Here is a 17,549-nt window from a genome sequence, read left to right on the forward strand (position 1 = left end):
GCGCCGGCCAGGATGGCCGGCAGGGCGTAGTTGCCCTCGTGGCAGGCGTATTCGTAGACGATGCCCTGCAGCGGCGCGAAGTCGTACTCGCCGCCCCAGGGCGCGTCCCAGGTGTCCGGGTCTTCGACCTGGAAGCGGTAGTTGACCCGGGTCGGCGAGACGCGGGTGAACCACTCGGTCACCTTCAGGTTCTTCCAGGATCCCATGAAGGCCTGGCCCTGCGGGATGTTGGTGGTCTCCACGACCAGGGTGTTCCCCTCGAAGTGGCCGATCGAGTCGCCCATCCACTGGCGGACGCCGTCGGTGCGGTGGCCGCCCTTCAGCCGGATGATCCGCACGTCATGGATCAGCTCGACCTGGATCACCACGGCGTCCGGGGACTGCTGGATGTAGTAGTTGTTGTTGTAATAGCCGTTGGGGAGCATCGGCGGGCCGGCGTTCTGGCCGAAGCCCATGATGCAGCGCTCACCCAGCGAGCGGTATTCATAGCTGTCGTAGACGTCGCGGTAGGCGCCGCGGGCGGGCGCGGGCCCCTTGCGCGCCGGCGGCAGGCCATTGGGCGTGGTGATGATCGAGGAGCGGTATTCGCCGTTCACCGCCATCATGTGGTTGCCGGGATCGATCCAGAAGGTGTTGTAGCCGCCCACGTCGCCGCCGCCGGAGGCCAGGTCGGGACGGATGGCGATAAGCTTCGATTCCGGGGAGTTCTTGTCGGTGACCGCGCCGGGCCCCTTTACCTGATCGGTGGGCGCGTCAGCGGCGGCGATGGCCTCGGCGAACACCTTCTCCATGGCCGCGGCCTTGGCCTTCGGAACGATCAGCGAGTCCGACACCTTCGGATTGCGCACCAGCGGCGTCATGGTGGCGTTGGACCAGTAGCCGGAAATGTCCGGCTGCCCCATGGCGTTCTTCGGCGTCCTCCAGCCTGGCGGCGAAACGGTCGGGTCGATGGCGGGCGCCGCGGCGGCGGCCTTCGCCGCAGGGGCTTGGGCCCCCGCGGTCTGAGCCATCGCACCTGGGCCGGAGGCAAGCAGGCCCGCGCCGGCGGACAGGACAAGCGTCCGCATCATCTTGGCCATCTCTTCCTCCCGCCCCCTCCGGGCCGCTCCCTTACTCGGAGCTTTTTGGTGGTTTCCGCGCCGCGGCGCGGCGAGCGCCTTAGCGCCCGCCGGCCGCCGGTGTCGACGCCGGCATCGGAGCCGGCGACTGCGCCGGGGCGCTGTCAGCCGACTTCGCGCGGGCCGGACGCATCTTGGCCATCATGGTTTGGGCCGCAGCCAGTTCCTTGGCGTCGATCGCACCATCATGGTTGGTGTCGATCATGTCGAAGTACTTCAGCAGCATCTTGGCCGGGCTTTGCGGCCCGCCCTTCAGCTCGGCCTTCTCGATCTTGCCGTCCATGTTGTCGTCCAGCACGCCCATCATCAGGTTGGCCTGGAGCATCTTTTCATACTCCGGCGTCTGGTGGGCCACGGTCTCGTCTGTCCAGCGGTAGTGCAGATAGGTGGCCATCATCTCTTCGCTGGTCTGCTCGCCCCAGTAGACCGTCTTGTTCGGGTCCGGGTTGCCGGGGTTGCGGGCCGAGTTGTCGTAGGTCCACTTGGCGATGATCTTCGAGCCCGCCGGCACCTTCAGCGGGTCCTTCAGGAAGTACTCGTACTGCCAGTTGAAGTCGTAGCGCGGCAGGGCCAGCAGCTTCTGTTCCTTGCCGTCCGGATAGAGGATGGAGACCTGGGTCGAGCCGCCGCGCACGTGGGCGTGCGGGGTGATCCCGTAGAGGATCGCGTCCTTCGGGAACTCGATGTAGCTGGTCTCGTGGTGGAATTCCTCGTGCGCCGGGATCTCGATCGAGAAGTCGAAGATGCCGAAGGTGCGCAGGATGTACTTCGGCTCCTGCCCCTTCGGGTAGAAGTAGATGCCCATCTCGGTGTTCTCGGTCGTGGCCTTGCCGTAGGGCGTGTAGTGGTTCTGGAAGCCCACCCCGCCGGAGGGCGGCACCCACACGCCGGTGTCGACCGGCTGGATGTTGGAGCCGCGTCCCGGGCCGTAGCCGCCCAGCGAAGCGCCCCACGAGCTTTCCGAGAAGGTCTCGCCCTGGTGGTCGGTGGCGACCACGCCGGTCAGGATGTGGTGCACCACCTGGCGGTCGGAGACGCGGAAGGTGGTGGCCTTCATCCAGCGGCCCTCGGCCATGGCGTTCGCCACCACCGGGTGCTGGTAGTCCATGACGCCGGTGGCCGGGATCTGCACCGCCGGCACCTTCAGCACCACGTCGGGCTTGCCGAGCGGCCATTCGGGGGCCTGGAAGTTGATCTTCTTCAGCGGGTCCTCGCCCTCGCCGCGCGGCGCGCCGGCGTCGATCCAGTGGACCAGGGTCTTCATCTGGTCGGGGGTCAGGCGGTCGTCGTCCTTGAAGGCGCCCACGGTCTCGTCGGCCAGGTAGGGCGGCATACGGTGGGTGCGGATCACCTCGCGGATCATCGGCGAGAAGCCCTTGATCTGCTCATAGGTGTTCAGCGGCATCGGCCCGATCCCGCCCGGCTGGTGGCAGGTGGCGCACTTGGCCTGGATGATCGGGGCGACGGTGTGGGCGTAGGAGATCTGGGCGAAGGTCGCGGCCTTGGCCCGTTCCGGGAAGGCGATCAGCTCGCCCTTGGCTTCGCGGGTGGTCAGCGCGACCTTCTGGCCGGCGACCAGGGCGTCGACGGCGGCCTTGGCCCCGTCCACCGGGCCGCGGTAGGCCACGGTCCAGCCGCGCGGGTCGATGACGATCACTTCGTCGGCGCGGGTGATGCCCAGTTCTTCGCCCACCAGCTGCTCGTAGTCGAACAGGATCGGCATCTCGAGGCCAGCCGCCTTGGCGTCAGCGATCACCGGATCGCGCTTGTCGCCAATGCGGCTGTCGACCGCCAGCATGTCGACCTTCTGGCCGGCGTAGGCGGCCTTCAGCGCCATCAACGCCTTGGCGTCGGCGTGGATCTGCTTGTCGGCGGAGGCGTAGGTCACCAGCACGACGGCCTTGTCGTCGGCCATGTGGTAAAGCTGGCGGCCAAGCAGGTCCTGGTCGGCCAGGATGAAGTCATCCACCCGCGCCGGACCCGCGACCTTGGTCGCCTCGGCCTTGGCCTGGCTGACGCCGTGCGGCGAGGCCGCGAACGCCAGCGCGCCGGTCGCGGCCGCCGTGGCGCCCAGCGCCAGCATCGTCTTGCCTGAAAGCTTCATCGCCTGTCTCCGTCCCTGCACCAGCGCGCGGATCCCGGGATGTCCGCGCTACTGCCCGCCGTTTTTCCTTACGCCCGCCACATTACCAAGCAATGTCCGGGCCGCCCTCGCCCCTTGACCTCGCGGAACCGATCACGCAGTCCACAAGGGCGCAGAGCGCACTTACGATACACAGTGGATCATAACGGAAAACCCCAGCCGATGGCAACCGTTTCGGACGTTTCGGATGCCCGTGTTGTGCGCACCCGCGACGCTTTACGGCAGGCCATGACCGAGCTGGCCGCCGAAAGCCCGTTGGACGCCATCACCGCACGCGCCATCGCCGCGCGCGCCGGGGTCGGCTACGCCACCTTCTTCCGCCACTACGCCGACAAGGACGCCCTGTTGTCCGAGGTCGCGGACCGGCTGATTCGCCAGTTCCTGGAGCAGGTCCGCCCGATGCTGCTGCAGCACAATCGCCGGGCGGCGGCCCGCACCATGTGCCAGTTCGTCCTCGACCACCTGGCTATCTACCAGGCGCTGATCGCCGGCGGCGCCGGCGTCACCGTGCGCGAGCAAATGCTGCGCCAGACCCTGATCACCATGAGCGAGACCCGCCGGCGCAAGCCTGAAGGGCCGATGGACGACTTCGTCCTGTTCCACATCGTCTCGGCGGTGCTCAACCAGCTCGCCTGGTGGCTGCGCAACCTCGACACCGTCGATGTGGACGCCATGGCCGAGATCATCGAGCGCACGGTGCTGACCCCGATCAGCGAGTTGCGCCGCACCCCGCCGGAAGGGCTCTGAGGCCCGACAAATTTTGCGCCGCCCTGTCGGGGCCGGGTAGGGTCGGGCGTCCTAAGCACGCCCCAAGGAACCCGGCCATGCTCTACGCCCTGCTCTGCTACAACTCCGAAGAGGTCGTCTTCTCCTGGAGCAAGGCGCACGACGATGCGGTCATGGCCAAGCTGAACCTGGTGCACGAAAAGCTGGCGGCGCAGAACAAGCTCGGCCCGTCCTTGCGCCTGGTGCCCACCACCGCGGCCACCACCCTGCGCAAGACCAGCGAGCCGCCGCTGGTGATCGACGGCCCCTTCGCCGAGACCAAGGAGCAGCTCCTCGGCTTCTACGTCATCGACTGCGAAGACCTGGAGGGGGCCCTGGGCGTGGCGCGTGAACTGGCGGTGGCCAACCCCGGCGGCGCCTATGAGATCCGCCCCGTCCACTTCTTCCAGCCGGGAACCCTGCCGCAAGGGACCGTGGCGGGATGAGCGAGGACCTCGCCTGGATCGACGCGGCGCTGACCTCGGCGCGGCCCCAGGCGGTGGGCGCGCTCCTGCGCTATTTCCGCGATCTCGACACCGCCGAGGAAGCCTTCCAGGAAGCCTGCCTGCGCGCGCTCAGGACCTGGCCGCAGAAGGGGCCGCCGCGCGATCCCGCCGCCTGGCTGATCATGGTCGGGCGCAACGCCGCCCTCGACCACGTGCGCAAGACCGCGCGTCAGACGGAGCTGCCGCCGGAGGACGTCATCTCCGATGTGGACGATGTCGAGACGCCCATGGCCGAGCGGCTCGACGGGGCGCACTACCGCGACGACATCCTGCGGCTGATGTTCATCTGCTGCCATCCGGAGCTGCCGGCCACCCAGCAGATCGCGCTCGCCCTGCGCATCGTCTCGGGCCTGTCGGTCCGGCAGATCGCCCGCGCCTTCCTGGTCTCCGAGGCGGCCATGGAACAGCGGATCACCCGCGCGAAGGCCCGCATCGCCAGGGCCGAGGTGACCTTCGAGGCGCCGGGCCCGGCGGAGCGCGCCGAGCGGCTCGCGGCGGTGGCGGCCATGGTCTACCTGGTGTTCAACGAGGGCTACACCGCCGGCGCCGAGGCGCCCGACGCCCGCGCCGGCCTGGCGGGCGAAGCGATCCGCCTGGCGCGCCTGCTGCTGCGCCTCTTCCAGACCGAGCCGGAGATCATGGGCCTGACCGCGCTCGTCATGCTGCAACAGGCCCGCGCCGCCGCCCGCTTTGATCCCGAGGGCGCGGCCATCCTGCTGGAGGACCAGGACCGCGGCCTCTGGGACCGCAAGCTGATCTCCGAGGGCCTGGCGCTGATCGACAAGGCCCTGCGCCATCGCCGGCCCGGCCCCTACCAGGTGCAGGCCGCCATCGCCGCCCTGCACGACCGCGCCCAATCCTTCGAGGACACCGACTGGGTGCAGATCGAGGCGCTCTACGCGACGCTCGAAGTCATGACGCCCTCGCCGGTGGTGACGCTCAACCGCGCCGTGGCCGCCAGCAAGGCGCGCGGACCCGCCGCGGCCCTGGAGCTGATCGAGACCTTGGCCGAGCCGCTGGCCGGCTATTTCTACTTCCACGGCGCGCGCGGGGCCTTCCTGCTGCAGCTCGGCCTTTCCGCCGAGGCGCGGGAGGCCTTCGACCGGGCCATCGCTCTGGCCAACACCGCCGCCGAGGCCGCCCATATCCGCGGCCAGATCGACCGGCTGACGGCGGACGCCGCCGCCAAGGCGAGCTAGGATCGCGGCTCAAGACCGCCGACGACCGGAGCGCCTCCCATGCCTGACCCCTTGCCGCCGCGCGGGACCGACTGGGCCACGCTCAAGGCCCGCATGGCGGACTACGCCACGGGCGACGTGCGCTGGCGCGAGGGCAAGACCGCCGTCTACGTCTTCAACGCCGGCCCCGAGGTCGAGCAGGTGCAGAAGGAGGCCTACGCCCTCTTCCAGTCGGAGAACGGCCTTGGCCCCGCGGCCTTTCCCAGCCTGAAGCGGATGGAGGCCGAGGTGGTGGGCTTTGGCCTGTCGCTGCTGCACGGCCCGGAGGGCGCGGCCGGCGTCATCACCTCGGGCGGCACGGACTCCATCACCATGGCGCTGAAGGCCGCCCGCGACTTCGCGCGGAAGGAAAAGGGCGTCGAAGGCCCGCTCAACATCGTCCTGCCGCGCTCCGCCCATCCGGCCTTCGACAAGGCCTGCGCGGTGATGGAGATCGAGGTCCGGCGCGTGGGCCTGCGGGACTACCTGGCCGACCCTGAAGCCATGGCCGCCGCGGCCGACGCCGCGACCGTGATGATCGTGGGCTCGGCGCCCAACTTCCCCTACGGGCTGATCGACCCGATCGAGGCCCTGTCGGAACTGGCGGTCGCCCGCGACCTCTGGCTGCACGTCGACGCCTGCGTTGGCGGCTATATCGCCCCCTTTGTGCGGATGAACGGCGGCGACGTCCCGACCTTCGACTTCGCGCTGCCCGGCGTGCGGTCGATGTCGGCGGACCTGCACAAGTACGGCTACTGCGCCAAGGGCGCCTCGACGGTGTTCTTCCGCTCCGAAGCCCTGATGAAGTTCATGATCTTCGACTTCAAGGACTGGCCCGGCGGGCGGATGGTGACGCCGACGCTGGCCGGCACCCGGCCGGGCGGGGCGATCTCGGCGGCCTGGGCAGTGATGAACTTCCTGGGCGTCGAGGGCTACCGCGCCAAGCACGCCCTGGTGACCGAGGCCCGGGAAAAGATCGCGGCGGGCGCCGAGGCCCTGGGCTTCCGCGTCCTGGGCCGGCCGCAGCTCGGCCTCCTGGCCTTCAGCCGCGACGACATCGATTGCGTGGCCGTCTGGGGCAAGCTGCGCGAGCGCGGCTGGTTCTCCGGCGTCACCACCGAGCCCAAGAGCCTGCACCTGATGCTCTCGCCGGTGCATGCGCAGGTCGCCGACCAATACCTCGCCGATCTCGCCTGGGCGGCCGAGGCCGTGGGCGGCGTGGCGGCGAAGGCGGAGGCGCGCTACTCCTGAGCCGGCGCCGCCAGCCGGGCGGACAGGTCCAGGATGCGCGGCGCGGCCAGGCCGCCATAGCGATGGTTGATCCGCTCCAGATCGCCGCGGGTCCGCGCGGCGTCGAGGGCGGCGTCGACTTCGCCGGTCAGCTTCGTCCAGCAGGCCTGCGCCTTGGGCGACGGCGGGCCAGGCGGCGCTTCAAGGGCCGTCAGCGCCTCGGCCAGGTCAGACGGCGGCGCGGGCTCATGGCTGAGCCCGCCCACCGGGTGCGAGACGACGCCGGCGACGCACCGGCGGCCGAGCGAGACACGGCTCGCCGCCTCCTGCTGCAGGTGAAGCTCGTCACGCGCGCCGGTGACGAACACCAGCCGTGAACCTGCCCGGAACCGGTCGAAGAGGTCGCGGGGCGGCAGCGGCGTCTCGGCGCCGCCAATCGGGTCGGCGCCGGCGTCCAGCAGCGCGCCCCGGAAAAGGTCCGGGTAGGCAAGCGCCACGCGCAGCGCCACCCGCGCGCCGCCGGAGAACCCGGCCACGTAGACCCGCCGCGGGTCAACCTTGTAACGCTGGATGACGTTGAAGGCGGCCAGCACCGCCAGCGGCTCGCGCCGGCCAAGCGGGCTGTCGGCGTTCCCGGAGCGCGCGGCGCTCACGAAGATCAGGCCACGGTCGGCGAGGATCGGACCCCAGCCGTCAGGCGCGTGGTTGTCTTCCCACGGGGGAATGAAGACGAGCACGCCATAGCCGGCCGGCGGCGGCGGCGCGCCCGGGACCTGCACCCGGAACCGCTCGGCGGCCAAGTCCACCGGCTGGTCGGCGATCGTCTTGCCCGCCGCCGTCAGCCGCCCTGGCAGTTCAGCCGCGGTGAGCGGGCTCAGGAACCGCCGCGCCAGCTCCAGATTGCCGGACAGCGGCGTCGTGCGGTCGAAGAGCGTGTCCTCGGATGCGGGCTGGGCCGCGGCGGGACCGGCCACGGCCGCGAGGGCGCCGAGCGCAAGGGCGAGACCGCGGAGGCAGGACATCCGCCCATTCTGGCTCCGTCCGGCCGCGCGACGTTTCGATGCCGGCCGCACAGTCCGGAACCGGCGCCGGTTGCCAGCTACCCCACCTCGAGGCCGGCGGCGCGCATCATCAGCCGCATCAGCTCGGCCTGGCGTTTGACGCCGGTCTTCTCGAACACGCGGGCGAGCTGGACGTGCACGGTGTTCAGGCTGAGGCTGAACCGCTCCGCCGCCTCGCGTTGCGTCAGGCCCTCGAACATGGCCAGCGCCAGGCGCGTCTCGGCTGCGGTGAGGCCGAAGAGGTCGCGCAGCTTCTGTTCCGGCAGGCGGACGCCGGCCTCCAGGTCGGTGACGCAGACCAGGATCGACGGCCCCGTGTCGCCGACCGCGAGATGCTCGCCGCGGATCGGCGCCACGGTGATCGACAGCGGCGACCGGCGGCCGGGCGTCGCCAGCGCCATGGACCCACCGCAACGCCGCCCGGGGTCGTTGGCGCCGGCGGTGGCGATCAGGGCGTGCAGGCGGCGCGCCTCCGTCAGGTTGCGCGCCGTCAGCCGCTGGTCGGCCACGCGCAGGCCCTCCGGCTCGCCCGCAAGCCGCTCGCCGACGTCGTTGGCCCGCCGCACGCGCCCGTCGGTGTCGAGCAGGAATAGGCCATGGGTCGACCGCTCGAAGACGGTCGCCAGTTCGTCGTTCTCGCGCCGCACCGCGCTCAGTTTGCGGGTGATGTTGAAGGCGCGGATCAGGTGCGGATGCAGGCGTCGGGCGATCTCCAGGTCGGAGTCGCCGAACTGCTCCTTGTGCGGCGGACGGGTGATGTTGAGCGTCGACTGCACGCCGCCGCGCCGCGCCAGGCGAATGGTGACAAACGAGTGGATGTCCTGGGGCAGCAGGAAGTCGTTGTAGTACTCCAGGGCGGTGAACTGCGCCTTGGACATCAGGTCCTCGTCGGTGGCGATGTTCAACGGCCACGGCTCGGTCAAGGTCGCCCCGCCGATCGGCACGAACGGATTGGTCGCGTAATAGTACTGGAAGTAGGAATCCTGTGCGGTCTGCTCGAGCCGCGCGATGACGCCCTGGCCCCCGCCGCTATAGAGGTTGAGGGACGGCATCCACGCCTTGGCGCCGCCGATCAGGTCGGCGAAACGCGCGATGGTGGGCTCCCAATCGGCAGGCTCGACCGCCGTGCCGTAGAGCAGGTCCAGATACGCGCCGAACTCAGCCTCGCTCACCAACGGGCGATCTCCCCCAGAGACCCTTGATCTCTTAGCGGAAAAACGGCCCTGACGGCGCCCCAAAACGACAGCGACGGCGCAGAGACCTTTCGCCCTTATGGTCGCAGCGTCCGATCGATCGCCGCCTGCAGGTCCTGAAGGCGGAACGGCTTGCGCACCACTGGCGCCCGGCCGCGGTAGTGCTCGTCGATCCCGGCCGAGCCGTAGCCCGTCGCGAACACGAAGGGCACGCCGCGGGCGCTCAGGAGGTCGGCGACGGGAAAGGACATGCGGCCGTCGAGGTTCACGTCGAGGATGGCCAGGTCGATGCTTGCCTCGGAGGCCAGCTCCAATGCCTGCGGCAGCCGCATGGCCAGGCCCACCACCTCATGGCCCAGGTCGGTGAGCATGTCCTCGATCAGCAAGGCGATGGTCATCTCGTCCTCGACGACCAGGATCCGCTTGCGGTCCGCCACGCCTCAGGCCTTTTCGTCGGGGTGAAGCGGCGCGTCGACGCGGCAGATCAGACCGGCCGGATCGAAGACCAGACGCACCTCGCCGCTCAGCTCGGCGGCCAGCCCGCGCTCGATCAGCCGGGAGCCGAAGCCCCGGGCTGTCGGCGCGGCCACCGGCGGGCCGCCGGTCTCCCGCCATTCCAGATGCAGCCGCTCGCCCTCCGCCCGGCTCCAGGCGATGACGACGCGCCCGGCCGCCACGGACCAGGCGCCGTATTTGAGCGCATTGGTGGCCAGTTCGTGCAGCGCGATCGCCAGCGACAGCGCGGTCTTCGAACTCAATTCGACGCGCGGGCCTTCGATATCGTAGCGGCCTGCGTCGCGGGCGAAGTAGCCCTCCATCGCCCGCTCGATCACGTCGCGCAGCGCAGCACCGACGCCGCGTTCGCCAGTGAGCAGGTCGCTGGCGCGCGCCAGGGCGGTGATCCGGCCGGTGAACTTGTCCTGCGCCTGCTCGAGGTCGTCGGCGTTGCGGAAGGTCTGCGCGCCCAGCGCCTGCATCATCGCCAGCGTGTTCTTCACCCGGTGGTTCAGCTCGTTGACCACCAGGCGCAGGTGTTCCTCGGCCTGCTTGCGCGCCGTGACATCGCTGGCCGCGCCGAACCATTCGAGGATGGCCCCGTCGTCGGCGAACAGCGGCACGGCGCGCGAGGAGGTCCAGCCGACCGAGCCGTCGCTGCTGCGCACCCGGTGTTCCAGATGGAAGGGCCGCCGCTCCCGGATCGCCTCGTCGATGGCCGCCAGGATGTGCGGCTGGTCCTCCGGCAACAGGTATTCGTCGATCCAGGCGATCGATGGGCTTTCGGTGTCGGCGAGGAAACCGCGGCCATCGAGCTGGCGCATCTCGCGCCAGTTGGGGCTCATCCGGTAGACCACGTCGGAGGTGGCGTTCACCAGGGCGCGGAACCGCTCTTCGCTGGCGCGGACCCGCGCCTCGGCTTCTTCGCGCTCCCGCTCCGCCCGCACCTGCCCTGTCGTCTCCACGACGATGGCGAGCACGCCGGCGGGCGTCTGGTCGTCGCCCAGCACCGGGCCATAGTTCAGGTCCATCCAGACCTGCTCGGCGACGTCGTTGCGGTAGAGGGTGAGGTTCTGGTCCTTGAACGACAGCGTCCCGCCGGCCAGGCCGACCTCCAGGACGCGGGCGTTGAAGTCCGCCACCTCGGCCCACCCTTCCAGCACCTTCGAGCCGAGCAGGCGCGGGTGGCGTTGGCCGGCGAACACCGAATAGGCGTCATTGTAGATCATCACGCCGTCCGGGCCCCACAGCATGACCAGGGGCAGCGGCGACTGCAGGACGATGTTGGTCGCGGTGCGCAGCGCCGGCGGCCAGCCGGAAATGGGGCCGAGGCTCGTCTGGCTCCAGTCGAACCGGCGGATCAGCTCGCCGAGCTCGCCGCCCCCTGCGGGGAAGGCGGCGTCACTGCCCCTGCTCCCTGACGCGTCAACCTGTTCCCGCAAATGGAGGCTCCATGCGTGCGGTCACAACGACGCGTCGCCCCGCGCGCCGAGACCGGTCTAATCTTGTGCGATCAAGCCCCCCGCCTGATCCCGCTTCCGAAACGCCCCAAGGGCTTGATAGTCGCCTCACTCGGGAAATGACAAGGCGCGGCGGGGCCTAGGTCCGCCGCGGAATGACCGGCAGCATCACCCGGCTGGGCCGGCCGGCGTCGACGAAGACCGTGTTCCGCGCCACCCGCCGCGTCAGGCCGGTCCCTTCCGGCGCGCCGGTGTTCGGGTTGACGTCGAAGTGCGGGAAGTTGCTGGACGAGACGTCGAGCCGGATGCGGTGTCCGGCCTTGAACAGGTTGGCGGTCGGGAAGGCCGCGACCTTGATCCGATAGGGCTGCCCCGGCGTCATCATGGCGGGATGCTCCCAGCTGTCGCGGTAGCGGCAGCGCAGGATGCCGTCGGTGAGGTTCAGCGCGTAGCCGTCGGGATAGTCGGCGCTGGGCGGATAGACGTCGATCAGCTTGATGGTGAAGTCGGTGTCGGGGCCGTCGGAGGCGATCCACAGCTCGGCCTCGACGGCGCCGGTGACCTCCACGTCGGCCGCCAGCGGCGGGGTTTGGAACACCAGCACGTCGGGCCGGGCCTCGAGCGGCAGGTAGGGCTGGCGCGAGCCGTAGACGCTTGGGCCCTCGCGCTGGTCGTAGCCGCCGCCGCGCATCAGCGGCTCGCCCGAGGTGATGGTGCCGCCGATGCTGGGGACCGGATGGGCCGGGTCGAAGTCATAGAGGATCGCCGCGGCGTCGGCCTTCGGCGCGTCGATCGCCAGGAGGCCGTCCGCATGCAGATGATAGGCGGTGAGCCGGGCGTCGGGGATCGGCCAGGCGCTCTCCGTGCGCCAGCGGCCGCCGTGCATCAGCCGGCCCTCCGGCGTCTTGGCGCCGAGACCCTTGCCGTCCTGGCCGCCGCCCATGACGAAGAGGCGCACCGGCGGGTCGGGATCGGTCTTGCTGGAGCCCTTCAGGTGGCGGTCGAACCAAGCCAGGCGCTGGGCGTCGTAGTCGGCGTGGCCCAGGCTATCGAGCGTCGCCCCCGGCCCGAACTCGATGTCGCCGGAATAGGTGGTCGAGCGCGCGCCGTGCGTCCACGGCCCCATGATCAGCCGCACCGGCTGCGACTTCAGCTTCGACAGCGCCACATAGTTGTCGGTCGTCGAGCGCGAATAGGCGTCGTACCAGCCGGAAATGTGGATCATCGCCGCGTCGGCGTATTGGGCGTAGGAGCCCTCGGCGTAGATGCCGACCTGCTTCCAGTAGGCGTCGAAATTCCCGTGCCGCCACTGGTCCAGGACATAGGCCTCGTAGTCGGGGATCAGCGAGAGCGGCGTATGGCCGGGCTTCCAGGGCATGGAGGCGAACCAGGCCTTCAGGTCGACGCCCTTCAGCGCCGCCATCAGCCTGGGGTCCTTCTGCGCCTCGGGGCTTTCGAGGCCGAGGTTATAGGCCCAGGTCACCTGCTTCAGCTCGAAGGCGCCGCCCTGGCGGATGCCGTCCTGGTAGGCGTTGGCGAAGCCGCCGCAGTCCAGCACCATGGCCTTCAGCCCCGGCGGATTCAGGCAAGCGAGCGCGCCCTGGGTGTGAGCGGCGTAGGAGAGGCCCATGGTGCCGATCCGCCCGTCGCTCCAGGGCTGTCCAACCAGCCAACGGCAGGTGTCGAAGCCGTCGTTCCCCTCGTTCAGGTATTTGACGAACTCCCCCTCGGAATCGTAGCGGCCGCGGCAGTCCTGGAAGACCACCACATAGCCCTGGCGCACGTAGATGGCGGCCACCTCGGCGCGGGTCTTCGGCGTCTTGGGATTGGCCTGGGTGATGTCGCGGAAGCTGGTGACGTTGCGGCCGTAAGGCGTGCGCTCCATCACCGCCGGGAAGCGGCCGGGCGCCGGCTTGCCGCCGCGCGCCGGGCGGTAGACGTCGGTGGCGAGCTTCACCCCGTCGCGCATGGAGACGCGGACGTTGCTCTCCAGCAGCACCTCATAAGGACCTTCGGCCGCCGTGGCGGCGGCGGGCGCAGCGGCGGCCAGGCCGGCGGCGGCCAGCAGGCGGTTCAGGCCGCGGCGGGTGAGGTCTGTCACAGGCATGGACTCGGATCATCTCCAGCTTCGCCGAAAGCGTGGCACGCGCCGCCGGGGCCGCCTAGGGACGTTCCGAACCTGCGTCGCCTGAGCGGCCTATTTGCCCTCCACGGAGAAGGCCAGCAGCACATTGTCCGGCCCGGTGGCCGCGGAGACGCCGTTGAATCCGGCCATCACGAAGGCCATCGGCCCGGCGAAGGTCATGCCGGTGGCGTCGAGGTTGCCGCCGCGCTGGTTCTTCACCCCGTTGACCGTGTCGTAGTGGCGGCCTGCCGTGTCGTAGTCCCAGACCGGCTCCCCCGTCTTGGCCAGGAAGGCGCGGACGTGGCCGTCCTGGTTGACGGCGTAGACCACGCCGTTGGCGATGCTGGAGGGCCCGGAATAGCCATTGCCGCAGCGGCCCGGGAAGCTGCACTTCGGATCGGGCGCGCGCCGCCGCCAGACCAGGGCGCCGTCGGTGAGCCTGAGCGCCGACAGCGACGGCAGGCTGCGGTCGGCGATGCCGACGTAGAGGTTGTCGTTGTCGGCCGACATGCCCCACTCGACCCCGCCCAGCGCGCTGCCCTTGCCGATGCGCGTCTGCCAGATCATCGCGCCGTCGTCGGGGTTGAGGGCGTAGACCTGGCCGGACTTCTGCCCGGCGAACAGCATGTCCTTGCCGCCTTTGAGGTGCTTCAGGATCGGCGAGGAGCCGAAGTCGAAGTCGGGGCCGTTCGGCGTCGGGCAGTTGACCCCTTCATGCCCCGGCGGGCAGCCGACCAGGAAGTGGTCTTCCTGGGTCATCTGGTGGGCCCATTTGATCTTGCCCGTCTTGAGGTCCATCGCCTCCACGGCGTCGGAATAGGTTTCCTCGACGTTGGTGTAGCTGTCGCCGGTGGCCACGTAGAGCACGCCGCGCTTGGGGTCGACGGTGGGCGAGGACCAGATCGCCGCGCCCGCCGGGCCGTACATCTGGGCGCCCGCCGCGTTCTTCTTGAACGGCGCGGGCGCGGCCGGGATCGCGTAGGTCTTCCAGAGCATCTTGCCGGTGGCGACATCGATGGCCGCCACCGCCCCGCGCTGCTTGCAGCACTCATAGGCCGCGAGGCCCGCCACGAATTCCTCGAAGGAGGACAGCGGCACATAGAGCACGCCGTTCCAGAGCGTCGGGGCGCCGGTCAGGATGCCGCGCGGGCCCGCATCGATGCTGACACTCCACAGCTCCTTGCCGCTGTTGGCGTCCACGGCGACCTGGTTGCGGTTCATGTCGCCGAAATAGGCCGCCCAGCCGGAGGGCGCGGCGGTGTTCTTGCCGACTGAGACCGTCACCCGCACCGGGCCGCGGGCGTGATAGGCCCAGGCCACGCAGCCGGTCTGCTTGTCCAGCGCATAGGCCTGGCCGGACGAGCTGGTGACGAACACGCGGTTGCCCACCACCGTCGGCTGGCCGTAGCGCCCGCCCTGGTAGGCGAAGGCCCACTTCACCGCCAGCTTGGGCGCGTTGGCCACGGTGATGGTGGTCGAGGCCGCGACGCGGGTGTTCTGCTTGTCCGGGCTCCAGCCGTTCCAGGCCGGGCCGGCGGGGTTGAACTTCGCACCGGCCGGGCAGGCGTTCCTGGCCTCGGCGGCGACGTCGAACTTGGCGTCCGGCGACTGGCCGGTGAGGAAGGCCGCCACCGAGGCGATGTCGTCATCCGACAGGCCTGCGGCCATTGGCTGCATCTTGCCGGTCTTCAGGGCTGAAACGATCACGTCCGGAAACTGGGCGGCCAGATCGGACCGCGACGGGGCCCGTTCCACGGCCGGCATGTGGCACTGCTTGCAGCGTTGGTCGAAGATGTCGGAGCCGTGCGTCTGCATCTTGGCCAGGGCCGCGGTCTGGCGCGCGGCGAGGGCGTTGGCCGGCGCGGCCGCCGGCGGCGGCGCCTCCTGGGCGATCGCCAGACCCGCGCCCGCAACGGCCGTCGCTACGGCTAAGACGGCCGCCCCCCAGATCGATCTCATGCTCGCCCCTCGTTTCCGTTTCCCCGGCGCCGACTTGCGCGACGTTCCCGTTCCGCAGCATACGTCGCATCGGATTTCAGCGACATTTCGCCGTTCGGGCGCATTGCGGTCCCGTCACCCAATTGCAGCGCCGGAAGGTTCCGACGCAGGGCGGAAAGACGCTTGTCATCGGGAGGCCTTAGTAAGGCGCGAGTTAGCTTGGCAAACGTCCCCCGTCCGCTATGAGCGGGGGAACGGCGTTCGCTGCGCGATCGTTGGTATAGTGAAGCTTGCGCCGAAGCGCGCCCGGTCCGCAGGTGACCTCGGAGGAATGATGGTAGACGGCGCCCGCGCCAAAGGGTTCTTGGCGAAGACTGAAGGCCAACCGCTGCGGCGGGCCCTGATCATCCTGCTGGTGCTGGTGGCCCTGGGCGGGCTGGTCTGGTTCGCCGTCTCGTTGTCGCACAGCAGCAAGGCCGGCGGCCCGGGTGGGCCCGGCGGCGCGGGCGGCTTCGGCGGCCCCGGCGGGCGCAATCGCCGGCCCTCCACCACTGTGGGCGTGGCCACGGCCAGCATCTCGGACGTGCCGATCACCCTCGACGGCCTGGGCACGGTGACGCCGGCGGCGACCGTGACCATCACCCCGCAGGTCAGCGGCGTGATCACCCAGATCCTGTTCAAGGAAGGCCAACTGGTGAAGAAGGGCCAGGCGGTCGCGGTGGTCGATCCCAGGCCGTTCCAGATGGCGCTGCTGCAGGCGCAGGGCAACGAACTGCGTGACCAGGCCCAGCTCGACAACGCCAAGATCCTGCTCGACCGCGACCAGACCCTCCTGAAGCAAGACTCCATCGCCCGTCAGGACGTGGACACCCAGGCGGCCCTGGTGAAGCAGCTGCAAGGCACGGTGGAGACCGACAAGGCGGCCACAGGCACGGCGCGGCTGAACCTCGGTTTCACGCGCGTGATCTCGCCGGTGGCCGGCCGCATCGGCCTGCGCACCGTCGACCTTGGCAACTATGTCACCGCCGGCGGCACGACCGGTTTCGCGGTGGTGACTGAGATCACCCCCATCGACGTTGAGTTCACCATCGCCCAGGACAGCGTGCCGTTCGTCGCGGCGCAGGCGGCGGCGAGCAAGCTGGCGGTCACCGCCTACGACCGCACCAAGACCACGGTGCTGGATCAGGGCGTGTTCTCGACCCTCGACAACCAGATCGACCCGACCACCGGCACAGTGAAGGCCAAGGCGCGTTTCCCCAACGCCCACGGCGCCCTGTTCCCAAGCCAGTTCGTCAACGTCCGTATCGCGCTGCAGACCCTGCACAATGTGACGACGGTGCCGGTGACGTCGGTGCGCACAGGCCCGCAGGGCGACTTCGTCTGGATCCTGCGTCCCGACAAGACGGTGACCAAGCGCAACGTGACCCGCGGCCCGGGCACCCCGCTGGTGACCAGCATCACTCAGGGCCTCACCCCCGGTGAGAAGGTGATCACCGAGGGCGGCGACCGCCTCACCGAAGGCGGCAAGGTCACGCTCCCCACCGACCGAAGCCCGCTGATCGCCTGCGCGGCCGACATGAAGAAGCTGTGCGACGGCAAGCAAGGGCGCGACGCCTTCATGTGCCTGCGCCAGAACCAGGCCAAGGCCAGCGCCGGCTGTAAGTCGGCCATGGCCGAAGCGGCCGCGGCGCGCGCCGCCGGCGGCGGAAGCGGTGGCGGTGGCGGTGGCGGCGGCGGTGGCGGTGGCGGTGGCGGCCAGGCCAGCGGCTACGGCGCCGCGGGCGGCGACCAGAGCGGCGGTGGCGGCTTCACGCCGTCGCCGGAGATGCAGGCGGCGCGTGCGGCCATGCACCAGGCCTGCGACCCCGACATGAAGAAGCTGTGCCCCGGACAGGAAGGCCGCGAAGCCTTCATGTGCCTGCGCCAGAACCAGACCAAGGCCACGGCGGCCTGCCAGGCGGCGATGGCCAAGATGCCCAGCCGCCCAGGCGGCGGCCAAGGCGGCGGCGGTCAGGGCGGCGCTCCTGTGGGCGGCGGCGCTCAGGCGTCCGGCGCTCAGGCTGGCGGCGGCGCGGGTGGCGGCGGCTTCACGCCCTCGCCCGAGATGCGCACGGCCTTCGCGGCGGTGCGTCAGGCCTGCCAGGCCGACAACCAGAAGCTCTGCCCGAACATGGAGGGCCAGGACCTGCGCGCCTGCATCCACCAGAACGAGAGCAAACTCAGCAGCGGCTGCCAGGCCGCCCGCGCCAAGATGCGGGCCGGCATGGGCGGCGGCGGCGGTCAGTAAGCGTAGAGTCC

General features: G+C 70.0%; 13 protein-coding genes. 5 read left to right on the top strand and 8 right to left on the bottom strand.

Annotated features, from left to right (window positions below; genetic code table 11):
* Both E8A49_RS01945 and E8A49_RS01950 read right to left on the bottom strand, forming a co-directional pair.
* Positions 1-1,079, bottom strand: a 1,079-nt coding sequence (locus E8A49_RS01945; RefSeq protein ID WP_293375798.1) for a hypothetical protein, incomplete at its 3' end; no start/stop codon positions are given.
* A 79-nt stretch (positions 1,080-1,158) separates the two neighbouring features.
* Positions 1,159-3,222, bottom strand: coding sequence for a hypothetical protein (locus E8A49_RS01950; RefSeq protein ID WP_293375799.1), 2,064 nt, complete (start codon positions 3,220-3,222; stop codon positions 1,159-1,161).
* A 237-nt stretch (positions 3,223-3,459) separates the two neighbouring features.
* Between E8A49_RS01950 and E8A49_RS01955 the strand changes: the two genes are divergently transcribed.
* The 4 genes from E8A49_RS01955 (at position 3,460) to E8A49_RS01970 (ending at position 7,000) form a co-directional block, all read left to right on the top strand.
* Complete coding sequence (locus E8A49_RS01955; RefSeq protein WP_293375800.1) at positions 3,460-4,008, top strand: TetR/AcrR family transcriptional regulator; 549 nt, start codon at positions 3,460-3,462, stop codon at positions 4,006-4,008.
* Positions 4,009-4,085: 77 nt separating this feature from the next.
* Positions 4,086-4,472, top strand: coding sequence for a YciI family protein (locus E8A49_RS01960; RefSeq protein WP_293375802.1), 387 nt, complete (start codon positions 4,086-4,088; stop codon positions 4,470-4,472).
* On the top strand, positions 4,469-5,731 hold the full coding sequence (locus E8A49_RS01965) for an RNA polymerase sigma factor (protein WP_293375804.1): 1,263 nt from the start codon (positions 4,469-4,471) through the stop codon (positions 5,729-5,731). The genes E8A49_RS01960 and E8A49_RS01965 overlap by 4 nt, the downstream gene beginning before the upstream one ends.
* A gap of 39 nt (positions 5,732-5,770) precedes the next feature.
* Positions 5,771-7,000 (top strand): pyridoxal-dependent decarboxylase, encoded by a 1,230-nt coding sequence (locus E8A49_RS01970; RefSeq protein ID WP_293375806.1) that lies wholly within the window; start codon positions 5,771-5,773, stop codon positions 6,998-7,000.
* Here the strand turns inward: E8A49_RS01970 and E8A49_RS01975 are convergent.
* The 6 genes from E8A49_RS01975 to E8A49_RS02000 form a co-directional block, all read right to left on the bottom strand.
* Entirely contained in the window at positions 6,991-8,001 is a 1,011-nt protein-coding gene (locus E8A49_RS01975) for a PHB depolymerase family esterase (RefSeq protein WP_293375808.1), read from the bottom strand. The genes E8A49_RS01970 and E8A49_RS01975 overlap by 10 nt on opposite strands.
* Positions 8,002-8,078: 77 nt before the next feature.
* A complete protein-coding gene (locus E8A49_RS01980) occupies positions 8,079-9,212 on the bottom strand; it encodes a helix-turn-helix transcriptional regulator (RefSeq protein ID WP_293375810.1) in 1,134 nt (377 codons plus the stop codon).
* A 98-nt stretch (positions 9,213-9,310) separates the two neighbouring features.
* Positions 9,311-9,670 carry a response regulator gene (locus E8A49_RS01985; protein WP_293375812.1) on the bottom strand — a complete coding sequence of 120 codons (360 nt, stop codon included), beginning with the start codon at positions 9,668-9,670 and terminating at the stop codon, positions 9,311-9,313.
* Positions 9,671-9,673: 3 nt separating this feature from the next.
* Complete coding sequence (locus tag E8A49_RS01990; RefSeq protein ID WP_293375814.1) at positions 9,674-11,170, bottom strand: HWE histidine kinase domain-containing protein; 1,497 nt, start codon at positions 11,168-11,170, stop codon at positions 9,674-9,676.
* Between the two features lie 157 nt (positions 11,171-11,327).
* Complete coding sequence (locus tag E8A49_RS01995; protein ID WP_293375816.1) at positions 11,328-13,295, bottom strand: CocE/NonD family hydrolase; 1,968 nt, start codon at positions 13,293-13,295, stop codon at positions 11,328-11,330.
* Between the two features lie 90 nt (positions 13,296-13,385).
* Complete coding sequence (locus tag E8A49_RS02000) at positions 13,386-15,272, bottom strand: PQQ-binding-like beta-propeller repeat protein (protein ID WP_293375818.1); 1,887 nt, start codon at positions 15,270-15,272, stop codon at positions 13,386-13,388.
* Between the two features lie 343 nt (positions 15,273-15,615).
* On the opposite strand from E8A49_RS02000, the gene E8A49_RS02005 reads away from it, so the two are divergent.
* Positions 15,616-17,538: an efflux RND transporter periplasmic adaptor subunit gene (locus E8A49_RS02005; RefSeq protein ID WP_293375820.1), complete on the top strand. Its 1,923-nt coding sequence runs from the start codon at positions 15,616-15,618 to the stop codon at positions 17,536-17,538.
* The last annotated feature ends 11 nt before the right edge of the window (positions 17,539-17,549 follow it).

Source organism: Phenylobacterium sp. (assembly GCF_004799515.1).
Lineage (GTDB): Bacteria > Pseudomonadota > Alphaproteobacteria > Caulobacterales > Caulobacteraceae > Phenylobacterium.